Origin of the sequence: Curtobacterium sp. NPDC088465 (assembly GCF_044753165.1) — a bacterium.
GTDB lineage: Bacteria > Actinomycetota > Actinomycetes > Actinomycetales > Microbacteriaceae > Curtobacterium.
On record NZ_JBIVMR010000004.1, the window covers coordinates 1 to 16,925 of the forward strand.

The 16,925-nt window shown below is 70.7% G+C and carries 16 protein-coding genes and 1 tRNA gene; 6 read left to right on the forward strand and 11 right to left on the reverse strand.

The features are described 5' to 3' along the window. Positions 1 to 201 precede the first annotated feature (201 nt). Together galK and galT are read right to left on the reverse strand one after the other, a co-directional pair. Positions 202 to 1,338: a galactokinase gene (galK, locus tag ACIP6W_RS14400; RefSeq protein ID WP_400430148.1), complete on the reverse strand. Its 1,137-nt coding sequence runs from the start codon at positions 1,336 to 1,338 to the stop codon at positions 202 to 204. Further along, positions 1,335 to 2,432 (reverse strand): galactose-1-phosphate uridylyltransferase, encoded by a 1,098-nt coding sequence (galT, locus tag ACIP6W_RS14405; protein WP_209685384.1) that lies wholly within the window; start codon positions 2,430 to 2,432, stop codon positions 1,335 to 1,337. Before galT ends, galK begins: the two co-directional genes overlap by 4 nt. A 64-nt stretch (positions 2,433 to 2,496) precedes the next feature. Here galT and ACIP6W_RS14410 point away from each other — a divergent pair, with 64 nt between their 5' ends. Beyond that, positions 2,497 to 3,348, forward strand: coding sequence for a DeoR/GlpR family DNA-binding transcription regulator (locus ACIP6W_RS14410; protein ID WP_400430150.1), 852 nt, complete (start codon positions 2,497 to 2,499; stop codon positions 3,346 to 3,348). Next, positions 3,345 to 4,280, forward strand: a complete 936-nt coding sequence (locus tag ACIP6W_RS14415; RefSeq protein ID WP_326497027.1) for an aldose 1-epimerase family protein — start codon at positions 3,345 to 3,347, stop codon at positions 4,278 to 4,280. The genes ACIP6W_RS14410 and ACIP6W_RS14415 overlap by 4 nt, the downstream gene beginning before the upstream one ends. 292 nt (positions 4,281 to 4,572) lie before the next feature. On the opposite strand, the gene ACIP6W_RS14420 is transcribed toward ACIP6W_RS14415, so the two are convergent. From ACIP6W_RS14420 to ACIP6W_RS14430, 3 genes are all read right to left on the reverse strand, one after another. After that, positions 4,573 to 4,893 carry a hypothetical protein gene (locus tag ACIP6W_RS14420; protein ID WP_066656746.1) on the reverse strand — a complete coding sequence of 107 codons (321 nt, stop codon included), beginning with the start codon at positions 4,891 to 4,893 and terminating at the stop codon, positions 4,573 to 4,575. A gap of 180 nt (positions 4,894 to 5,073) precedes the next feature. Next, a tRNA-Lys gene (locus ACIP6W_RS14425) sits at positions 5,074 to 5,146 on the reverse strand. Between the two features lie 53 nt (positions 5,147 to 5,199). Then, the gene (locus tag ACIP6W_RS14430) at positions 5,200 to 5,361 is read right to left on the reverse strand and encodes a DUF2207 domain-containing protein (protein ID WP_139197360.1); all 162 of its coding nucleotides are present in this window, start codon (positions 5,359 to 5,361) and stop codon (positions 5,200 to 5,202) included. A gap of 126 nt (positions 5,362 to 5,487) precedes the next feature. On the opposite strand from ACIP6W_RS14430, the gene ACIP6W_RS14435 reads away from it, so the two are divergent. The 3 genes from ACIP6W_RS14435 to ACIP6W_RS14445 all read left to right on the forward strand — a co-directional run bounded on the left by ACIP6W_RS14435 (position 5,488) and on the right by ACIP6W_RS14445 (position 8,457). After that, positions 5,488 to 6,117: a DNA-directed RNA polymerase subunit beta gene (locus ACIP6W_RS14435; protein ID WP_066658739.1), complete on the forward strand. Its 630-nt coding sequence runs from the start codon at positions 5,488 to 5,490 to the stop codon at positions 6,115 to 6,117. Positions 6,118 to 6,943: 826 nt separating this feature from the next. Next, entirely contained in the window at positions 6,944 to 7,543 is a 600-nt protein-coding gene (gene sigK, locus ACIP6W_RS14440) for an ECF RNA polymerase sigma factor SigK (RefSeq protein ID WP_251155253.1), read from the forward strand. Then, positions 7,540 to 8,457, forward strand: coding sequence for an anti-sigma factor domain-containing protein (locus ACIP6W_RS14445; protein WP_066656742.1), 918 nt, complete (start codon positions 7,540 to 7,542; stop codon positions 8,455 to 8,457). The genes sigK and ACIP6W_RS14445 overlap by 4 nt, the downstream gene beginning before the upstream one ends. A gap of 153 nt (positions 8,458 to 8,610) precedes the next feature. Here the strand turns inward: ACIP6W_RS14445 and pstB are convergent, their stop codons facing one another. The 6 genes from pstB to ACIP6W_RS14475 form a co-directional block, all read right to left on the reverse strand. Continuing rightward, positions 8,611 to 9,390, reverse strand: a complete 780-nt coding sequence (pstB, locus tag ACIP6W_RS14450) for a phosphate ABC transporter ATP-binding protein PstB (RefSeq protein WP_066656740.1) — start codon at positions 9,388 to 9,390, stop codon at positions 8,611 to 8,613. 101 nt (positions 9,391 to 9,491) lie between these two features. Beyond that, positions 9,492 to 10,577, reverse strand: coding sequence for a phosphate ABC transporter permease PstA (pstA, locus tag ACIP6W_RS14455; RefSeq protein ID WP_066656738.1), 1,086 nt, complete (start codon positions 10,575 to 10,577; stop codon positions 9,492 to 9,494). A gap of 13 nt (positions 10,578 to 10,590) precedes the next feature. Beyond that, entirely contained in the window at positions 10,591 to 11,541 is a 951-nt protein-coding gene (gene pstC, locus ACIP6W_RS14460) for a phosphate ABC transporter permease subunit PstC (RefSeq protein WP_066656736.1), read from the reverse strand. Between the two features lie 177 nt (positions 11,542 to 11,718). Continuing rightward, complete coding sequence (locus ACIP6W_RS14465) at positions 11,719 to 12,825, reverse strand: phosphate ABC transporter substrate-binding protein PstS (protein WP_066656735.1); 1,107 nt, start codon at positions 12,823 to 12,825, stop codon at positions 11,719 to 11,721. Between the two features lie 409 nt (positions 12,826 to 13,234). Beyond that, complete coding sequence (locus ACIP6W_RS14470; RefSeq protein ID WP_066656734.1) at positions 13,235 to 14,182, reverse strand: NUDIX domain-containing protein; 948 nt, start codon at positions 14,180 to 14,182, stop codon at positions 13,235 to 13,237. Then, positions 14,179 to 16,344, reverse strand: coding sequence for an RNA degradosome polyphosphate kinase (locus tag ACIP6W_RS14475; protein WP_066656733.1), 2,166 nt, complete (start codon positions 16,342 to 16,344; stop codon positions 14,179 to 14,181). The genes ACIP6W_RS14470 and ACIP6W_RS14475 overlap by 4 nt, the downstream gene beginning before the upstream one ends. 252 nt (positions 16,345 to 16,596) lie before the next feature. Between ACIP6W_RS14475 and ACIP6W_RS14480 the strand changes: the two genes are divergently transcribed. After that, complete coding sequence (locus tag ACIP6W_RS14480) at positions 16,597 to 16,878, forward strand: hypothetical protein (protein ID WP_058740961.1); 282 nt, start codon at positions 16,597 to 16,599, stop codon at positions 16,876 to 16,878. Positions 16,879 to 16,925: the final 47 nt, after the last annotated feature.

Sequence of the window (16,925 nt, forward strand, 5' to 3'; positions counted from 1 at the left end):
CGGGCGGGCCGGGGGGGGGGGGGGCGCCCCGGCCCCCCCCCCCCGCGCCCGCCCCCCCCCCCCCCCCCCCCCCCCCCCCCCCCCCGCCCCCCGCCCCCCCCCCCCCCCCCCCCCCCCCCCCCCCCCCGCTTCCGGTTGTGCGGAAGCGCGAGGCGCCGCGCGAGGCGCCGCGCGATGCGCGGCGCCTCGCGCTGCCGCGCGTCAGTCGCGCCGGGCGCCCTGCGCGGCGTGCACCGTGAACACGGTGGGCTCGCGGTACCCGGCCGAGGCGAAGGCGGACATGACGGCGTCCGTGATCGCGCCACGGGCCTCCCGGTCGACCAGCGCGATCGCCGCACCGCCGAAGCCGCCACCGGTCATGCGTGCGCCGACAGCGCCGTGCGCCATCGCCGTCTCGACCGCCAGGTCGAGCTCCGGCACCGAGATCTCGAAGTCGTCGCGCATCGATGCGTGCGAGGCGACGAGCAGCTCGCCGATCGCGCGCGGACCCTGCTCGCGGAGCGTGCGCACCGTGTCGAGGACCCGCTGGTCCTCGGTGACGATGTGCCGGACCCGTCGGAAGGTCTCGTCGTCGAGGAGTTCCTGTGCGCGGGGCAGGTCCTCGACGGCGACGTCGCGGAGTGCCTCGACGCCCATGGCCGCAGCGCCGCGCTCGCACGAGTCGCGCCGGGCCTTGTAGCCGCCCGTCGCGTGGGCGTGCTCGACGCGGGTGTCGATGACCAGGACCTCGAGGCCGTTCGCCTCGAGCGCGAGGTCGACCACGGCGGTGTCGAGCGTGCGGCAGTCGAGGAAGACGACCGCGTCCTGCTCACCGAGCAACGAGGCGGACTGGTCCATGATGCCGGTCGGGGCGCCGACGGCGTGGTTCTCGGAGTACTGCCCGACGCGGGCGAGTGCCTTGCGGTCGAGGCCGAGCTCCCACAAGTCGGTGAACGCGAGCGCGACGCCGCACTCGATCGCGGCGCTCGACGACAGGCCGGCGCCGACCGGGACGTCCGACTCGATGAAGACGTCGAAGCCGGTCTTGTCCGACAGGTCCGCACCCGCCTGCTCGCGCAGCGCCCAGGCGATGCCGAAGACGTAGGCCGACCAGCCCTCCATGTTCTCCGGTGACAGCGCGTCGAGCGAGAGCTCGTGCACCGTGTCGGGCTCGAAGGCCGACGCGACCCGGATCAGCCGGTCGTCGCGCTGCGCGATCGACGCCACCGTCCGGCGGTCGATCGCGAACGGCAGCACGTAGCCGTCGTTGTAGTCGGTGTGCTCACCGATCAGGTTGACGCGGCCGGGAGCGGAGTACCGCACCGCCGGCTCGTACCCGTAGACCTGCTGGAACGTCATGCGCGTTCGATCCCTCCTCGGATGAACTCGGCCGCCTTCTCGGGCACGAGGTCCCCGATCCAGGCGCCCATGGCGGCCTCGCTGCCGGCCAGGAACTTGAGCTTGTCCGCCGCGCGACGCGGGGACGTGATCTGCAGCATGAGCCGCACGGTGTCCCGCGCGGTGTGCACCGGCGCCTGGTGCCACGCGGCGATGTACGGCGTCGGGGTGTCGTAGAGCGCGTCGAGCCCGCGGGTGAGCCGCAGGTGCATGTGCGCCAGCTCGTCCTTCTCGGCGTCGGTCAGGCCGGCGAAGTCGGGGACGTGCCGGTGCGGCAGCATGTGGATCTCGATCGGCCAGCGTGCTGCGAACGGCACGAAGGCGGTGAAGTGCTCGCCCTGCAGCACCACGCGCTCGGAGGCGCGCTCGTTCGCGAGGTGCTGCTCGAACAGGTCGGGACCGAAGCGCTCGATCGACGCGAGGAGCCGCTGCGTGCGGGGCGTGACGTACGGGTACGAGTAGATCTGCCCGTGCGGGTGGTGCAGCGTGACGCCGATCGCCTCGCCCCGGTTCTCGAACGGGAACACCTGCTGGATGCCGGGCATCGCCGACAGCGCCGCGGTGCGGTCCGCCCAGGCCTCGACCACGGTGCGGGCGCGTGACTCGCTGATGGAGGCGAACGAGCCGCTCGTCTCGGGGGAGAAGCACACGACCTCGCAACGACCGACGCTCCGGAGCTGGCGGTTGAGCCCGACGTCGGACAGCGATCCGAGCGACTCCGGGCCGTCCTCGGCCTCGAGCAGGGGTCCGAACGAGGGCGAGCGGTTCTCGAACACCGCGACGTCGTAGCGGCTCGGGATCTCCGACGGGTTCGCGGCGGTCTGCGGCGCGAGCGGGTCCTGGTCGGCCGGCGGCAGGAACACGCGGTTCTGCCGGCTCGCCGCGATGGACACCCACTCGCCGGTCAGGACGTCCTGCCGCATCCGAGCCGTCTCCGGTCGGGGGTCGAGGACACGCTGGTCGATGCTGCGCTCGGCGGGCAGCTGCGTGTCGGCGTCGTCGAAGTAGATGAGCTCGCGGCCGTCGGCGAGCGTCGTCACGCGCTTGGTGATCACCGACCCACCCTACCGCGCTCGTGAAGCGTTGCGAAAGGCTCCGTAAGTGCGCGAAACTCGTGCCGTGGACGACGACCTCTCCTTCCTCGCCGGGTCGCTGCCCGCGCCGCTGCGGCAGGACCGCATCGTCTCCATCGTCGAGGGCGCGCCCGGGCTGGTCCGGACCGCCGCCCTCGCGGCGGCGCTGGGCACGAGCGAGGTGACCGTCCGCCAGGACCTCGCCCTGCTCGACCAGGAGGCCCGCATCCGGCGGGTGCGCGGCGGTGCGGTCCGCCTCGGGGTCGGTTCCACCGAGCGCCCCTTCGAGGAGACCGCCGTCGAGCACCAGGTGGCGAAGGCCGCGATCGGCCGCGCTGCGGCCGACCTGGTCCGGTCGGGTCAGTGCGTCGTGCTCGACGTCGGCACCACGCCCGCGGCCGTCGCGGAGGCCCTGGTGGCGCGGTCCGACCTGGTCGACGTCACCGTCGTCACGAACTCGCTCACCACCGCACTCGCGCTCGAGCGGGCGGTCCCGCGCTTCACCGTCGTCGTCACCGGTGGCACCCTCCGGCCGCTGCAGCACTCCCTCGTCGCGCCGTTCATGGGTGCCGTGCTGCCGATGATCGCCGCCGACCTGGTGTTCCTCGGGGGGACCGGACTCGACGTCGAGCACGGCCTGACGAACGTGAACCTGCCCGAGACCGAGGCGAAGCGGATGCTCGCCGCCGCGGCCCGGCGTACCGTCGTGGTGGCGGACGGCTCGAAGTTCGGCCGGGCCCACCTCGGTGTCGTCCGTCCGCTCGAGGACATCGACGTCGTCGTCACCGCCGGGGCCACGGCGGACGCGGTCGCTCCGATCCGGGCGGCCGGCGTCGAGGTGGTCGTGGCGGACGAGGACGGCCGTGCAGCACCAGACGGAAGGAAGTCGCAGCCATGACCGCAGCAGCACCCACCGGAGCGCAGTACCACCTCCGGCACGCAGGACCGGACGGGGTCGTCGAGGCCGTCGTCACCGAGGTCGCCGCGGGGATCCGGGAGCTCCGGGTCGCCGGGTTCGACCTGACCGAGCCGTTCCCGGTGACGTCGCTGCCGCCGGGCGCCGACGGCATCGTGCTCGTGCCGTGGCCGAACCGCGTCGCCGGTGCCGTCTGGGAGCTCGACGGGAAGCGGCAGCAGCTGGACGTCTCCGAGCCCAAGTACGGCAACGCCTCGCACGGGCTGCTGCGGTTCTCGCCGTACCGCGTGGTGTCGCAGACCGAGTCGTCGATCGAACAGCAGGCGACGATCCACCCGCAGCACGGCTGGCCCTTCACGCTCGAGACCCGCGTGCACCACGAGCTCGTCGACGACGGGGTCCGGGTGACCCACACCATCGTCAACCGCTCCGGCGTCCGCGCTCCGTTCGCGGTCGGCGCCCACCCGTACCTGCGTGCGGGTGACACGCCCGCCGAGGACCTCGTCGTCACGCTCGACGCCGCCACGGCGTTCACGGTCGACGAGCACAAGATCCCGGACGGCACGGTGTCCGTCGAGGGCACGCCCTACGACCTGCGGTCGGGACGTCGCGCCGGGGACGCCGACCTCGACACCGCGTACCGGGACGTCGCCGCCGACGAGCACGGCGTCCGGCGCACGACGCTGCACGGTCCGGAGGGCGACGGCGTCGAGCTCTGGCAGGACGAGTCGTTCCCGTACGTGCAGGTCTTCACGTCCCGCGAGTTCCCCCGCGGCGACGGCACCGGGCTCGCCGTGGCGGTGGAACCGATGACCGCGCCCGCGAACGCCCTGAACTCCGGCGAGGGCCTGCGCTGGCTCGAGCCCGACGAGTCGTGGACCGGCACCTGGGGCATCCGCCGCGTCTGGTCCTGAGCGCCGCGGTCTCGCCTGGGACCGCTCTGCCGGATCCTGACCCGGACCCGGACCCGGACCCGGCCGGACCCGGTCGTGGTTCCTGGTCGCGAGACATGCCGCTCAGGTCCTCGGCCAGCGGCACGTCGTGCGACCGGAACGATCTCGGGCGGCGCGTTGTGCGACCAGGACGGCGGGCACGAGACCTGCGAACGCGAGATGCATGCGCAGCACGTGAGCGACCACGAGACCTCCGGACACGACGAAGGCCGCCCCGTCCGGGGCGGCCTTCGTCGTACGTGCTTCCGGTGCGTCAGGCGCGGCGCATGCGCAGCGCCTCGACCGCGAGGGACTCCGTGCCGTAGCGCCCGATCTCCTGTGCCCAGGCCGGGTCGTCGCCGCGCAGGGCCGTGTACTCCTTGCCCTGCCGGCACACGTAGCCGAGGACGGCGGTGGCGGTGGCGACCTCGACGAAGTCGGTGCGGATGTGCCGCGTGGTGACGCGGGCGTTCCGGCGGAGGGTGTCGAGGAGGAGCTGGTTGCTCATCGTGGTGTTCGTCGCTGCGGCGAGCTCGACGATGCGGCGCGCGTCACCGGTGGTGCTGGCCTGCGTGGCGTCGATGGGCTCGGTCACGGTGTACCCCGTTCGTTCTCTGGTGCTGCGGTCCTGTTCGGTCCGTGGATCAGGACCGGGAACGACACTATCGGCGCTGTGCAGGCAAACCGCTGAACAGGGTCTGGACTGTGCACAAGACGCACCATGAACATCCTGTGACGGAGTTGTACCCCGGTAGGCGTCTCACGAAAGAGGAGGTGGGCCCCGTGGGGCTCGAACCCACGACCCTCGGATTAAAAGTCCGGTGCTCTACCAACTGAGCTAGAGGCCCTCACCCGCAAGGCTAGCGGGTGAGGGCCTCCAGACGAGAACCAGTGCTGTCGGTCAGCTGCGGCGCCCGGTGAGCGTCCGCAGGAGCCACATGACCACCGCGATGACGAGCAGCACGATGCCGACCCACAGCAGGAACTTGAGGCTCGCGGTGAAGCCACCGACGAACAGCAGGACGACCGCGATCACGGCCAGGATGACGAGCAGGGCGTTCATGGAGTCTCCTCTTCTCAACGTCCGGGAGGAGTGCCTCCCTGCCGGAGCACGGTACCCGTGCGCGCCCCGTTGCGTTCGTGGCGAACGGGGGACGTGGGCGTCGGCGGCCGCGCCTACACTCGCCGGGTGCCTCGCGATCACCACCGTCCCGTCCACTTCACCGACCAGGAGTTCGCCGCGATCCAGGGCGGCGAGGACCCGGCACTGGTGAATCGTGTCGCGCACGAGACGGCGAACGCGCTGCTCCACCGCGTGCGGCAGGACCCGGACCCGGCGGTGGTCGAGCGTCTCGTGACGTACACGGACGTGCACGGCATCGATGCGATCGCCGAGCTGTGGGCCCGCGTGGGCGCGCACACGCTCCCGGGGGCACTGTGGCGCATCTACCTGGTGCGGGTCGTCATCCGGCAGAACCCGGAGGAGATCGCGTACTTCTTCGAGCGGGGCACGGAGCGGATCGGCACGATCGACGAGGCCGTCGCGGGTGCCGAGCAGCCGACGGGTCCTGCGGAGATCCTGACCCTGGCGGACCACATCCTGCACGGCCTCTACACGGGGGACCTCGCGGTGGCGCTCGACCGCGGCGCGGCGTTCTGCCGGCTGACCGCGGCGGGCGCGACCTCGGTGGCGGACGACGCCGACCTGACCGCGGGGGACCGCGCGAGCGAGCTGACGCGTCGGGCGCTGCGCTTGACGGAGCTCGCGGCCGACCTGACCGAGGCGGCGGCGCTCTGGCGTCGCGACAGCCTGGACTGAGCGAGGGGCGGGGCGGATCGACGCCGCGCCTCCAGACCGGCTACCGCCCACGCCGGATCGCGCCCCCGCTCGGACGTCACACGCATGAGCACACGGGGCGACGTCCGGGCGAGGGCGGGGCGCAGCGACAGACCGCGACGGCGGACGGCGACGAGCAGGGCCTGCGACGGTGGACGGCCTGACCCGACCGCCCCCGGACATGCGAAGACCGGGCCGCAGAAGCGCCTCTCGGCGCGAGGCCGCTCGAAGCGGCGAATTTTGGAGCCCGGGGCTTGCTGCGGCCCGGCGAGATCGATCCTACGAGACACGTCCTGTGCACGTGGCCGTGTTCACTCTCGGTGGACACGTTGCGCGGTCGGGCGCGTCACGGACACACGCAGCCGCAGCGCACGCAGCCGCAGCGCACGCAGCCGCAGCGCACGCAGCCGCAGCGCACGCAGCCGCAGCGCACGCAGCCGCAGCGCGCGCAGCCGCAGCGCGCGCAGCCGCGCAGAGGTCCCGTGCGCACATCCGCACCCTGCACACCGGGCGGGCGGACGCGCAGCAGGCGACCAGCAGACACGAGCCGGACACAGTTCCTGCACCCGGGACGGGCACGTCGCCCAATCCGCTCGGGCGACGGTGCCGAACAGTTGGTGTGACGCTCCTCGCGGACGTCACAGCGAGGGCCCGCTCGACCCGGTCCGGTACCCGCCGGTCAATTCCCTGCGGGTCGTGCGGCCCTCGCCCAGACTCCACCGCCGCGAGGATCCGAACCACCCGAACCCGACCTGCGAAGTGATTGCACATGTCGGAACCGATGCCACCGAGAGGGGGGAAACCTGCAATGCTTGCGCTCGTGGAACACGACACCGAGGCCTGGAGCTCCGCCGAGCCCACCCCCGTGTCGCCTGACGATCTGCTCGCCCGCGTCGCCTCCGGCGACCAGGCAGCCTTCTCCGACCTCTACGACGCCCTTTCGGGTCGTGTGCTCGGTCTGGTGACGCGACTCCTGAAGGACCGCGCCCAGTCCGAGGAGGTCACGCAGGAGGTCTTCCTCGAGGTGTGGCAGCAGGCCACCCGCTTCGACCGTTCGCGCGGCACCGCCGCCAGCTGGGTCCTCACGATGGCCCACCGACGAGCGGTCGACCGGGTCCGGGCATCGCAGGCGTCGCACGACCGGGACACCAAGATCGGCATCCGCGACCTGGAGTCCGGTTTCGACCAGGTCTCCGAGTCGGTCGAGATCCGGATCGAGCACGAACGCGTCAGCCGCGCGCTCGCCAAGCTCACCGAGTTCCAACGCCAGGCGGTGCAGCTCGCGTACTACGGCGGCTACTCGCACAGCGAGATGGCCGAACGGCTCGGTGTCCCGATCGGCACCGTCAAGACCCGTCTCCGTGACGGGATGATCCGACTCCGAGACGAGATGGGGGTGACGTCATGACCGAACGCCACGACGACCCTGCCCTGCTCACCGGGTCGCACGCCCTGGACGCCCTCTCGGACGACGAGCGCGCGCTCCTCGAGCACGCTCTGACGACGTCGCCGGAACTGCAGGCCGAGACGGACTCGCTCCGCGAGACCGCGCTGCAGCTCGCGTACGCCGTCGAACCGATCGACCCTCCGGCGTCGCTCAAGGCGTCGCTGATGGCACAGATCGCACGGACCCCGCAGGCCGCGCCGACGGACCGCACGGCGCCGGTCGCCGGCCTGGAGGCTCCGCTCGCCTCCGCCGCGTCCCCCGCGCCCGTCGTCGGAGCAGCTCCCGCCCCGGCGCCGGTCGCCGAGACCGGGAACGTCATCGGTCTCGGAGCGGCTGACGCCGCCGGGTACGCCGACGGTGCGGCATCCGCGAAGGCCCGCCGCCGCTGGTTCCAGCGTCCGGCAGCCGCCCTGTCCGCCGCAGCCGCCGTCGCCGTGGTGTTCCTCGGTGTCGGGCTCGGCGTCGGCACGAACTTCGGCCAGACCGAGGGGACCAGCCCCGGGACCACGCAGGCCTCCGGCACGCTCGACTCGATCTACGCCGCGTCCGACTTCCAGCGCACGACCGCGAAGGTCCCCGGTGGGGGCTCCGCGACCGTGGTCTGGTCGCACGACGTGGGCAAGTCCGCGGTGATCCTCGACGGCGTCGAGCAGGCGCCGCAGGGCAAGACGTACGAGCTCTGGTACATCGGCTCCGAGGGTGGCGAGATCGTCCCCGCCGGTCTGGTCGACAGCGCCCGCAACGGCGTGCACACGGCGGTCCTCGACGGCAAGCTCACGCCGGGTGCGGCGATCGGCATGACGGTCGAGCCGGAGGGCGGCTCCGACCAGCCGACCTCGACGCCGCTCATGGCCGTCCCCACGACCCAGGCGTAGCACCCGCAGGGACGAACGGCGGGCGGCGGATCATCCGCTGCCCGCCGTTCGTCCGTGCGGGGCAGTGGAGCGCACGACGGAGGCCCGGTGCCGTCCGTGGCGGACGTGCACCGGGCCTCCAGGCCGACCGTCAGGAGACGGACCGGGTGCCGATCACCCGAAGCGACCCGAGACGTAGTCCTCGGTCGCCTGCACCGACGGGTTCGAGAAGATCGTCGCGGTGTCGTCGAACTCGATGAGCTTGCCGGGCGCACCGGTCCCCGCGATGTTGAAGAACGCGGTCTTGTCGCTGACGCGCGACGCCTGCTGCATGTTGTGCGTGACGATCACGATCGTGAAGTCCTTCTTGAGCTCCTCGATCAGATCCTCGATCGCGAGGGTCGAGATCGGGTCGAGCGCCGAGCAGGGCTCGTCCATGAGCAGGACGTCCGGCTGCACGGCGATCGCCCGGGCGATGCAGAGCCGCTGCTGCTGCCCACCGGACAGGCCCATGCCGGGCTTCTCGAGGCGGTCCTTGACCTCGTTCCACAGGTTCGCGCCCTGCAGCGAGCGCTCGACGACGTCGTCGGCCTCGGACTTCGAGACACGCTTGTTGTTGAGCTTCACGCCGGCGAGCACGTTGTCGCGGATCGACATCGTGGGGAACGGGTTCGGACGCTGGAACACCATGCCGACCTGCCGGCGGACGAGCACGGGGTCGACGCCCTGGCCGTAGAGGTCGTCGCCGTCGATCTTGACGGAGCCCTCGACGTACGCGCCGGGGATGACCTCGTGCATGCGGTTCAGGGTGCGGAGGAAGGTGGACTTGCCGCAGCCCGACGGGCCGATGAAGGCGGTGACGGTGCGGGGCTCGATCGTCATGTCGACGCCCTCGACGGCCTTGAACTTCGAGTAGTAGACGTTGAGGCCGTCGACCTCGATGCGCTTGGACACGTGGTTTCCTCCGGGGTGGGTGGTCGTTGCCGCTCCGCTGACGCGGTGCGCGGGCGGGCCGTGCTGGCCGATGCTGTCGGCCGGAGCGCGGGCGCTCGGTGCTAGCGGGGGAGCTTGGGGGCGAAGAGTCGGGTGATGAAGCGGGCGAGCAGGTTGAGCACCATCACGATGAGGATGAGGACGAGTGCCGCGGTCCAGGCCCGGTCGACGAACGGCACCGGGTTGGCGCCCTGCTGCGAGTACTGCGTGTAGGCGAACACCGGCAGCGTCATCATCGGGTCCTTGAACAGGTCGTAGTTCATGCTCGCGGTGAAACCGGCCGTCACGAGCAGCGGCGCGGTCTCGCCGATGACGCGCGCGATCGACAGCATGACGCCCGTGGTGATGCCGGCGAGGCTCGTCGGCAGCACCACCTTGAGGATCGTCAGGTACTTCGGCACGCCGAGTGCGTAGGACGCCTCGCGGAGCTCCATCGGGACGATCTTCAGGACCTCCTCGGTGGAGCGGACGACCACGGGGATCATCAGCACGCTCAGGGCGATCGAGCCGACGAGACCGAAGCGGGCACCGGGGCCGAGGAACAGCGCGAACAGCGAGTAGGCGAAGAGACCGGCGACGATCGACGGGATGCCCGTCATGACGTCGACGAAGAAGGTGATGCCCTTCGCGAGGGCGCCCTTGCCGTACTCGACCAGGTAGATCGAGGTGAGCAGGCCGATCGGCACGGAGATGAGCGCGGCGAACAGCGTGATCTCGAGCGTCCCGACGAGGGCGTGCAGTGCGCCGCCGCCCTCGGAGATGACGCCGCGCATCGACGAGTTGAAGTACTGGGCGTCGAAGCGGGCGAGGCCGTCGGCCAGGACCGTCCAGAGCAGCGACACCAGCGGCAGCACCGCGATGACGAAGGCCGTGACCACCAGCGAGGTGATCAGCCGGTCGACCGCCTTGCGCCCGCCCTCGACGATGCGCGAGACGACGACGATGAGCACGTCGAACAGGACGGTGCCGAGGAACAGGGCGGCGACGACGTTGAAGTCCTTCACCGCACCGCCTGCGTTCAGCAGGGCGAAGACCGCGACCAGGGCGACCCAGGAGCCGACGAGGAGGAGCCACGGCACGGACTTGTGCAGCTTGCCGTTGGCGTAGACGTTGCCGGCGGTGCCGGTCTGACGGAGGGCGAGGGACATCGGGCGTGACCTCTCAGGAGACCCGCTTGCGCACGATGTAGCGCGCCAGCATGTTGATGACCAGGGTGATGACGAAGAGGATCAGGCCCGACGCGACCAGTGCGTTCAGGGCCGTGCCCGACGCCTCGGCGAACTGCAGGGCGATGTTCGCCGCGATCGTCGAGGGGTTGAGCGACGTCAGCATCTGGAAGGTGACGTTCGTCGAGACCGACAGCACGAGGGCGATCGCCATCGTCTCGCCGAGCGCACGACCGAGGCCGAGCATGATCGCCGACACGATGCCGGACTTCGCGAACGGCAGGACGGACAGGCGGATCATCTCCCAGCGCGTGGCGCCGAGGGCGAGCGCGGCCTCCTCGTTGAGGGTCGGCGCCTGCAGGAAGATCTCGCGCATGACCGCGGTCATGATCGGGATCGCCATCACCGCGAGGACGATCGACGCGGTCAGGATCGTGCGGCCGGTACCGGACACCTGGCCGGAGAACAGCGGGAACCAGCCGAGGTACTCGTTGAGGAAGCCGTAGAACGGCTTGAGGAGCGGCGCGAGGACCACGATGCCCCAGAGGCCGTAGACGACCGACGGCACCGCGGCCAGCAGGTCGATGACGTACCCGAGCACCGGCGCGATGCGGCGCGGTGCGTAGTGCGAGATGAAGAGCGCGATGCCGAGGGAGAGCGGGACGGCGATCACGAGCGCGATGAGTGCCGAGTAGACGGTGCCGAAGACGAGCGGACCGACGTAGACCCAGAAGTTCGAGGCGTTGTTCGGCAGCTCACCGACCTTCGCCGAGAAGGCCGGGAGGCTCTGCCACACCAGGAAGGCGGCGACGAGCACGAGCACGAAGAGGATCAGGCTGCCGGCGACCACCGAGGCGGTCGAGAACACCCGGTCGCCGACGCGGACGACGGCCTTCGGCTTGGCGGGGGAGACGGTGGCCCCTGGCTGGGCCGGTGCGGTCGTCATGGGACTCCTGTCGGAGGGGAGGCCGGGCTCGTGGAGGAGCGGCCGGGGGAGGCGACGGGGTGGTGCTGGTGGGGCCGGGCGTACCCGGTGGTGCTGGTGCTGCGTCCGGGCCGGACGGGCGAGAACCCGGACGCCGGTCAGGGTGGGTGGGACCGGCGTCCGGGTGCTCAGCGGGCCTTACTTGATGGAGGCGACGGCCTTCGCGGCCTTCTCCGACAGGTCGGAGGAGAGGGCGGCCGACTTGGCCTCCTTCGCGGCGGCCTCCTGCGCGTCCTGCGTGACGACGTAGTCGAGGTAGCCCTTCACGAGCGCACCCTTGTCGGCGTCCTTGTACTCCTGGCAGGCGATCGCGTAGGAGACGAGGACCAGCGGCCACGCACCCTCGGCGGTGTCCTTGCGGTTGATGTCGATCGCGAGGTCGTTCTCCTCACGGCCCGAGACCGTCTCGGAGTCCGCGACGACCTTGGCAGCACCCTCGGCCGAGATCTCGGTGGCCTTGTCGCCGACCATGAGCTTCGCCTTGTCGAGGTCACCGGCGCCCGAGTCGTCGATGTAGGTGATGGCGTTCGAGGCGCTGGCCATCGCCGAGGCGACGCCCGAGGTGCCCTTGGCCGAGTCGCCGACCTGGTAGGGGAAGGTCTGGCTGGGCTCTTCGGTCCAGACGTCCGACGCGTTCGCCGAGACGTACTCGGAGAAGTTCTGCGTGGTGCCCGAGTCGTCCGAGCGGTGGATCACGGTGATGTTCGAGTCCGGCAGGTCGACGCCCTTGTTCAGGTCGGCGATCTCCGAGGCGTTCCACTTGGTGATCTTGCCCGAGAAGATGCCCGCGATGGTCTTCGCGTCGAGCGTCAGGTCGGAGACGCCGTCCACCTTGTAGGCGATGGCGATCGGGGAGATGTAGACCGGGATGTCGATGGCCTTGTCCGTGCACAGGTCGAACGAGCCCGAGAGCTCCTCGTCCTTCAGTGCAGCGTCGGAGCCGGCGAAGTCCGCGGCACCCGAGATGAAGTTCTTGCGACCGGCGCCGGAGCCGTCCGGCGAGTAGTTGACCGTCACGCCGGAGGCGACGTTCTGGAAGTTCGCAGCCCAGGTGGCCTCAGCGGTCTGCTGCGCCGACGAGCCGGAGCCGGTCAGCGTGCCCGAGAGCTTCGAGTAGTCGGTGCCCGAGCTCGAGGTCGGCGCTGCGGTGTCGCCGCTGCCGCTCTCGTTCGCCGCGCAGGAGGACAGCACGACGGCGCCGGCGATCGCGATCGCTGCGATCGAACCGATTCGCTTGATGTTCAACAGGGGTCCCTTCGGGAATGTCAGTGCAGGCGGGACCGCTGCTGGTCCCTCGGGCCGGTGCTGACCCGGGAGCGACTGTAGGGACGCGAGGTGACGGGGATGACGCTCCTCGGTGAACGGGAGGTGAACGAGGGGTTGTCCCGGCTCGGGTGCCGGACGACCGAGCCGTGGTGGGTGCAGGATCGGGTCACCGTGCGTGGGTGAGACCCATGCAGGTGCATCGGTTCGTGCGGCGGCGGCGCGGGTCGGATCGCCGCGCCGAGCGCCGGTCCGAAGGGTCTCCGTGGTGGCCTGTCCGGAGGCGCGGCTCACGACCGTCGCGGAGCCCGGCCTGGAGGCGCGGCTCACCACCGCCTCGGCGCTCGGCCTGGTGTTCACCGAGCGGACGGTCGTCTCCGCCCCGCTCGACTCAGGCCGGGACGGTGTTGCGGTGCGTCTCGACGGCGACGAGCTTCTCGCCCGCGATGTGGAGCACGGCGAAGTCCCCCACCGAGAGCATCGCGGCGCGGCGCAGGTCGAAGCGACGACGGTCGTCCGCGGTCGCGGAGGCGATGCGGGCGATGATGTCCGGCAGCACCGGACCGTGGGAGCAGAGCACCGCGGACTTGGCCTTCGCGATCCGCTTCTGCACGACGCCCTTGACGTCGGCGGCGCCGCGGTCGTGGGCGTCCTGGCTGATGTCCGTCGTGCTGGAGACACCGACCTTCGTGCGCGCGGAGAGCGGCTCGACGGTCGCGAGGCACCGCGCCGCCGTGCTGCTGACGATCTTCTTCGGACCGAACGCCGCGACGGGTGCTGCGACGGCCTTGGCCTGGGACCGTCCGACCGGCAGCAGCGGGCGGGTGGCGTCGGGGCCGTCCCAGTCCGAACCGGGCACGGTCTTCGCGTGCCGGAGGGCGATCAGCGCGAAGGTCCGGTGCTCACCGGCGGCGACGCGGTCGGCGAACCGGTCGAGGATCGCAACGTCGCGCTCGTACGTGAGCCGTGCCCGTGCCTGGTCGACGGTCACCCACTCGATCGCGGCGACCTCGTCGTTCGGACGGAACTTGCCCGCGCGGTCGTACTCCTTCGAGCCGACGCGGGCGGCCCAGTAGTGCACGACCTTGTCGCGACCGCTCGGGAGCACGTACTCCGCCGTGCCGAGCGGCGCCCCGAGGTGCACGCGGTACCCGGTCTCCTCGTCGATCTCCCGGACGGCGGTCGTCGGGATGCTCTCGCCGGGGTCGACCTTGCCCTTCGGCAGGGAGACGTCCTGGTGGTGGTCCCGGTGGACGAGGAGCACCAGCGGTACTCCGTCCCGTTCACGCCAGACGACCGCGCCCGCCGCGACGACGGGCCCCGTGGGGCCGCCGCTCACCGAGCCGAACGCTTCCGGGCCGAGATCTTCCGCATGAGCACATTCTGCACGTCGTCGAGCGGGCGGCCGTCCGGGTCGGTGGAGCGGCGCGTCCACTCGCCGTCGGACTCGAGGTGCCACGAGCTCGTCGTCTCCGCCATCGCCAGGTCGAACATCTCCTCGACCTCGGCCACGTGTGCCGGGTCGGTGAGCCGGACCAGAGCCTCGACGCGACGGTCGAGGTTGCGGTGCATCATGTCCGCCGAGCCGATGAACACCAGCGGGTCGCCGTCGTTGTGGAACGTGAAGGCCCGCGAGTGCTCGAGGTACCGGCCGACGACACTCCGGACGCGGATCGTCTCGCTGACGCCTTCGATGCCCGGCTTCAGCGAGCAGATGCCGCGCACCCACACGTCGACGGGCACACCGGCCTGGCTCGCCAGGTAGAGGGCGTCGATGATCTGCTCGTCGACCATCGAGTTGACCTTGATCCGGATGCCGGACGGCTTGCCGGCGCGGGCGTTCGCGGCTTCGGTCTGGATCCGCTTCACCAGACCCTTGCGCAGGTGCAGCGGTGCAACGAGCAGGCGCTTGAACTTCTTCTCGATCGCGTAGCCCGACAGCTCGTTGAACAGGCGGGTGAGGTCCTTGCCCACCGTGTCGTCCGCGGTGAACAGCCCCATGTCCTCGTAGATGCGGGACGTCTTCGGGTTGTAGTTGCCGGTACCGATGTGGCTGTAGTGCTTGAGCGTGCCACCCTCCTGCCGGATGACGAGCACGAGCTTCGAGTGCGTCTTCAGTCCGACCAGGCCGTACACGACGTGCACACCGGCCTTCTCGAGCTTGCGCGCCCAGGTGATGTTGTTCTGCTCGTCGAACCGCGCCTTGATCTCGACCAGGGCCAGGACCTGCTTGCCCGCGGCGGCGGCGTCGATCAGGGCCTCGACGATCGGGCTGTCGCCGGACGTGCGGTACAGCGTCTGCTTGATCGCCAGGACGTTCGGGTCGGCGGCCGCCTGCTCGAGGAACGCCTGCACGCTCGTCGCGAAGGACTCGTACGGGTGGTGCACGAGGACGTCGCGCGAGGCGATGGCGCGGAACAGGTCGGGCTTCGTGTTCGGCTCACCCGGCTGGAACTGGACCGGCGTCGTCGGGACGTGGCGCGGGTAGTGGAGGTCCGGGCGGGCGATCTTCGCGATCTCGAACAGCCCACCGAGGTCGAGCGGCGACGGCAGCCGGAAGACCTCCTGCTCGGTGATGTCGAGCTCGCGCACGAGCAGGTCGAGGGTCACCGGGTCCATGTCCTCGGTGATCTCGAGCCGGATCGGCGGGCCGAAGCGGCGACGGAGCAGCTCGCGCTCGAGCGCCTGGATGAGGTTCTCGGCCTCGTCCTCCTCGATCTCGACGTCCTCGTTGCGGGTGACGCGGAAGACGTGGTGCTCGAGGACCTCCATCCCCGGGAACAGGTCGTCGAGGTGGTTCGCGATGAGGTCCTCGAGCGGGATGAAGCGCATGCGCCCGGATCCGTCGTCGGGCAGCGCGATGAAGCGGGAGAAGTTCTGCGGCACCTTGAGGCGCGCGAACTCCTGCCGCTGGGACTTGGGGTTGCGGACCCGGACGGCGAGGTTCAGCGACAGCCCGGAGATGTAGGGGAAGGGGTGCGCCGGGTCGACCGCGAGCGGCATGAGCACCGGGAAGATCCGCTCGTTGAAGTACTCACGCATGCGCAGGCGGTCGGCCTCGTCGAGGTCGGACCAGTGCTCGACGTGGATGCCCGCGGCGTCGAGGTCGGGCTTCAACGACTCGATGAAGGCGGCGGCGTGCCGGTCCTGGAGCTCGTGCGCCTTCGCCGCGATGTCGCGCAGCACGTCGCTCGGTGCTCGCCCGACGTTGGTCGGGACCGCGATCCCGGTGTCGATGCGACGCTTGAGGCCCGCGACGCGCACCATGAAGAACTCGTCGAGGTTGGACGCGAAGATCGCCAGGAAGTTGGCGCGCTCGAGGAGTGGCTGCGTGCGGTCCTCACCCAGCTCGAGCACGCGCTGGTTGAAGCGGAGCCAGCTCAGCTCGCGGTCGAAGTAGCGGTCCGAGGGCAGCGACTCGTGCTCGATCTCGACGACCTCGTCGAAGTCGTCGAGGTCGGGAGCGACGGATTCGCCGTCGAGCTGCGGTTCGGTGTCCATGCCGACATCCTGCCACCAGCCCCCGCTGCCCGGAGGAGCACAGGTGGCCGCTGTGGAAACGGAGCGTGAACGACCCGCCTGTGCAGGGGCGTCTGCCTGTCGCGCCGGTCGCACCCCTCGAAGTGGGGGAGGAAACGTCACGATATACGGACGGTGACATTGCCGGGCTTCGCGGGTATGGTGGGCGGCGTTCAGGCCTCCGGGGGGATTCCACTGCGCGGGGGTGCAGGTACGAAGAGAATGAGGTTGACCATGTCGCGTGTCCTTTCCACCGAGCAGGCGAAGTCCGCCATCCGACAGATCCAGTCCATCGTGAACGGCGGCTTCACGGACCAGATCTCGCAGCTCGACGCCCAGGGGCGCATCCTGTCCGACTCGAACGTGTGGGACGGCCCGCTCGCCTCGACGTTCCGTGGGTCGACCTGGCCCGAGACCAAGGCTGCCCTCGACAAGGCGAAGACCGAGCTCGAGCAGCTCCGCACGCAGCTCGACAAGATCTCGCAGGACATCTTCACCGCGGGTGGCGGCGCGTAAGCACCCACCCCACGCCCGGTCCGCCGTCTCGGTGGGCCGGGCGTTCG

Bases quoted from the DNA above. Each gene is read 5' to 3' on its own strand.
- ACIP6W_RS14445 (WP_066656742.1), top strand. From the start codon at position 7,540: ATGACCGAACGCCACGACGACCCTGCCCTGCTCACCGGGTCGCACGCC.
- ACIP6W_RS14415 (WP_326497027.1), top strand. From the start codon at position 3,345: ATGACCGCAGCAGCACCCACCGGAGCGCAGTACCACCTCCGGCACGCA.
- ACIP6W_RS14480 (WP_058740961.1), top strand. From the start codon at position 16,597: ATGTCGCGTGTCCTTTCCACCGAGCAGGCGAAGTCCGCCATCCGACAG.
- galK (WP_400430148.1), bottom strand. From the start codon at position 1,338: ATGACGTTCCAGCAGGTCTACGGGTACGAGCCGGCGGTGCGGTACTCC.
- pstC (WP_066656736.1), bottom strand. From the start codon at position 11,541: ATGACGACCGCACCGGCCCAGCCAGGGGCCACCGTCTCCCCCGCCAAG.
- ACIP6W_RS14430 (WP_139197360.1), bottom strand. From the start codon at position 5,361: ATGAACGCCCTGCTCGTCATCCTGGCCGTGATCGCGGTCGTCCTGCTG.
- ACIP6W_RS14475 (WP_066656733.1), bottom strand. From the start codon at position 16,344: ATGGACACCGAACCGCAGCTCGACGGCGAATCCGTCGCTCCCGACCTC.
- sigK (WP_251155253.1), top strand. From the start codon at position 6,944: ATGCTTGCGCTCGTGGAACACGACACCGAGGCCTGGAGCTCCGCCGAG.
- pstA (WP_066656738.1), bottom strand. From the start codon at position 10,577: ATGTCCCTCGCCCTCCGTCAGACCGGCACCGCCGGCAACGTCTACGCC.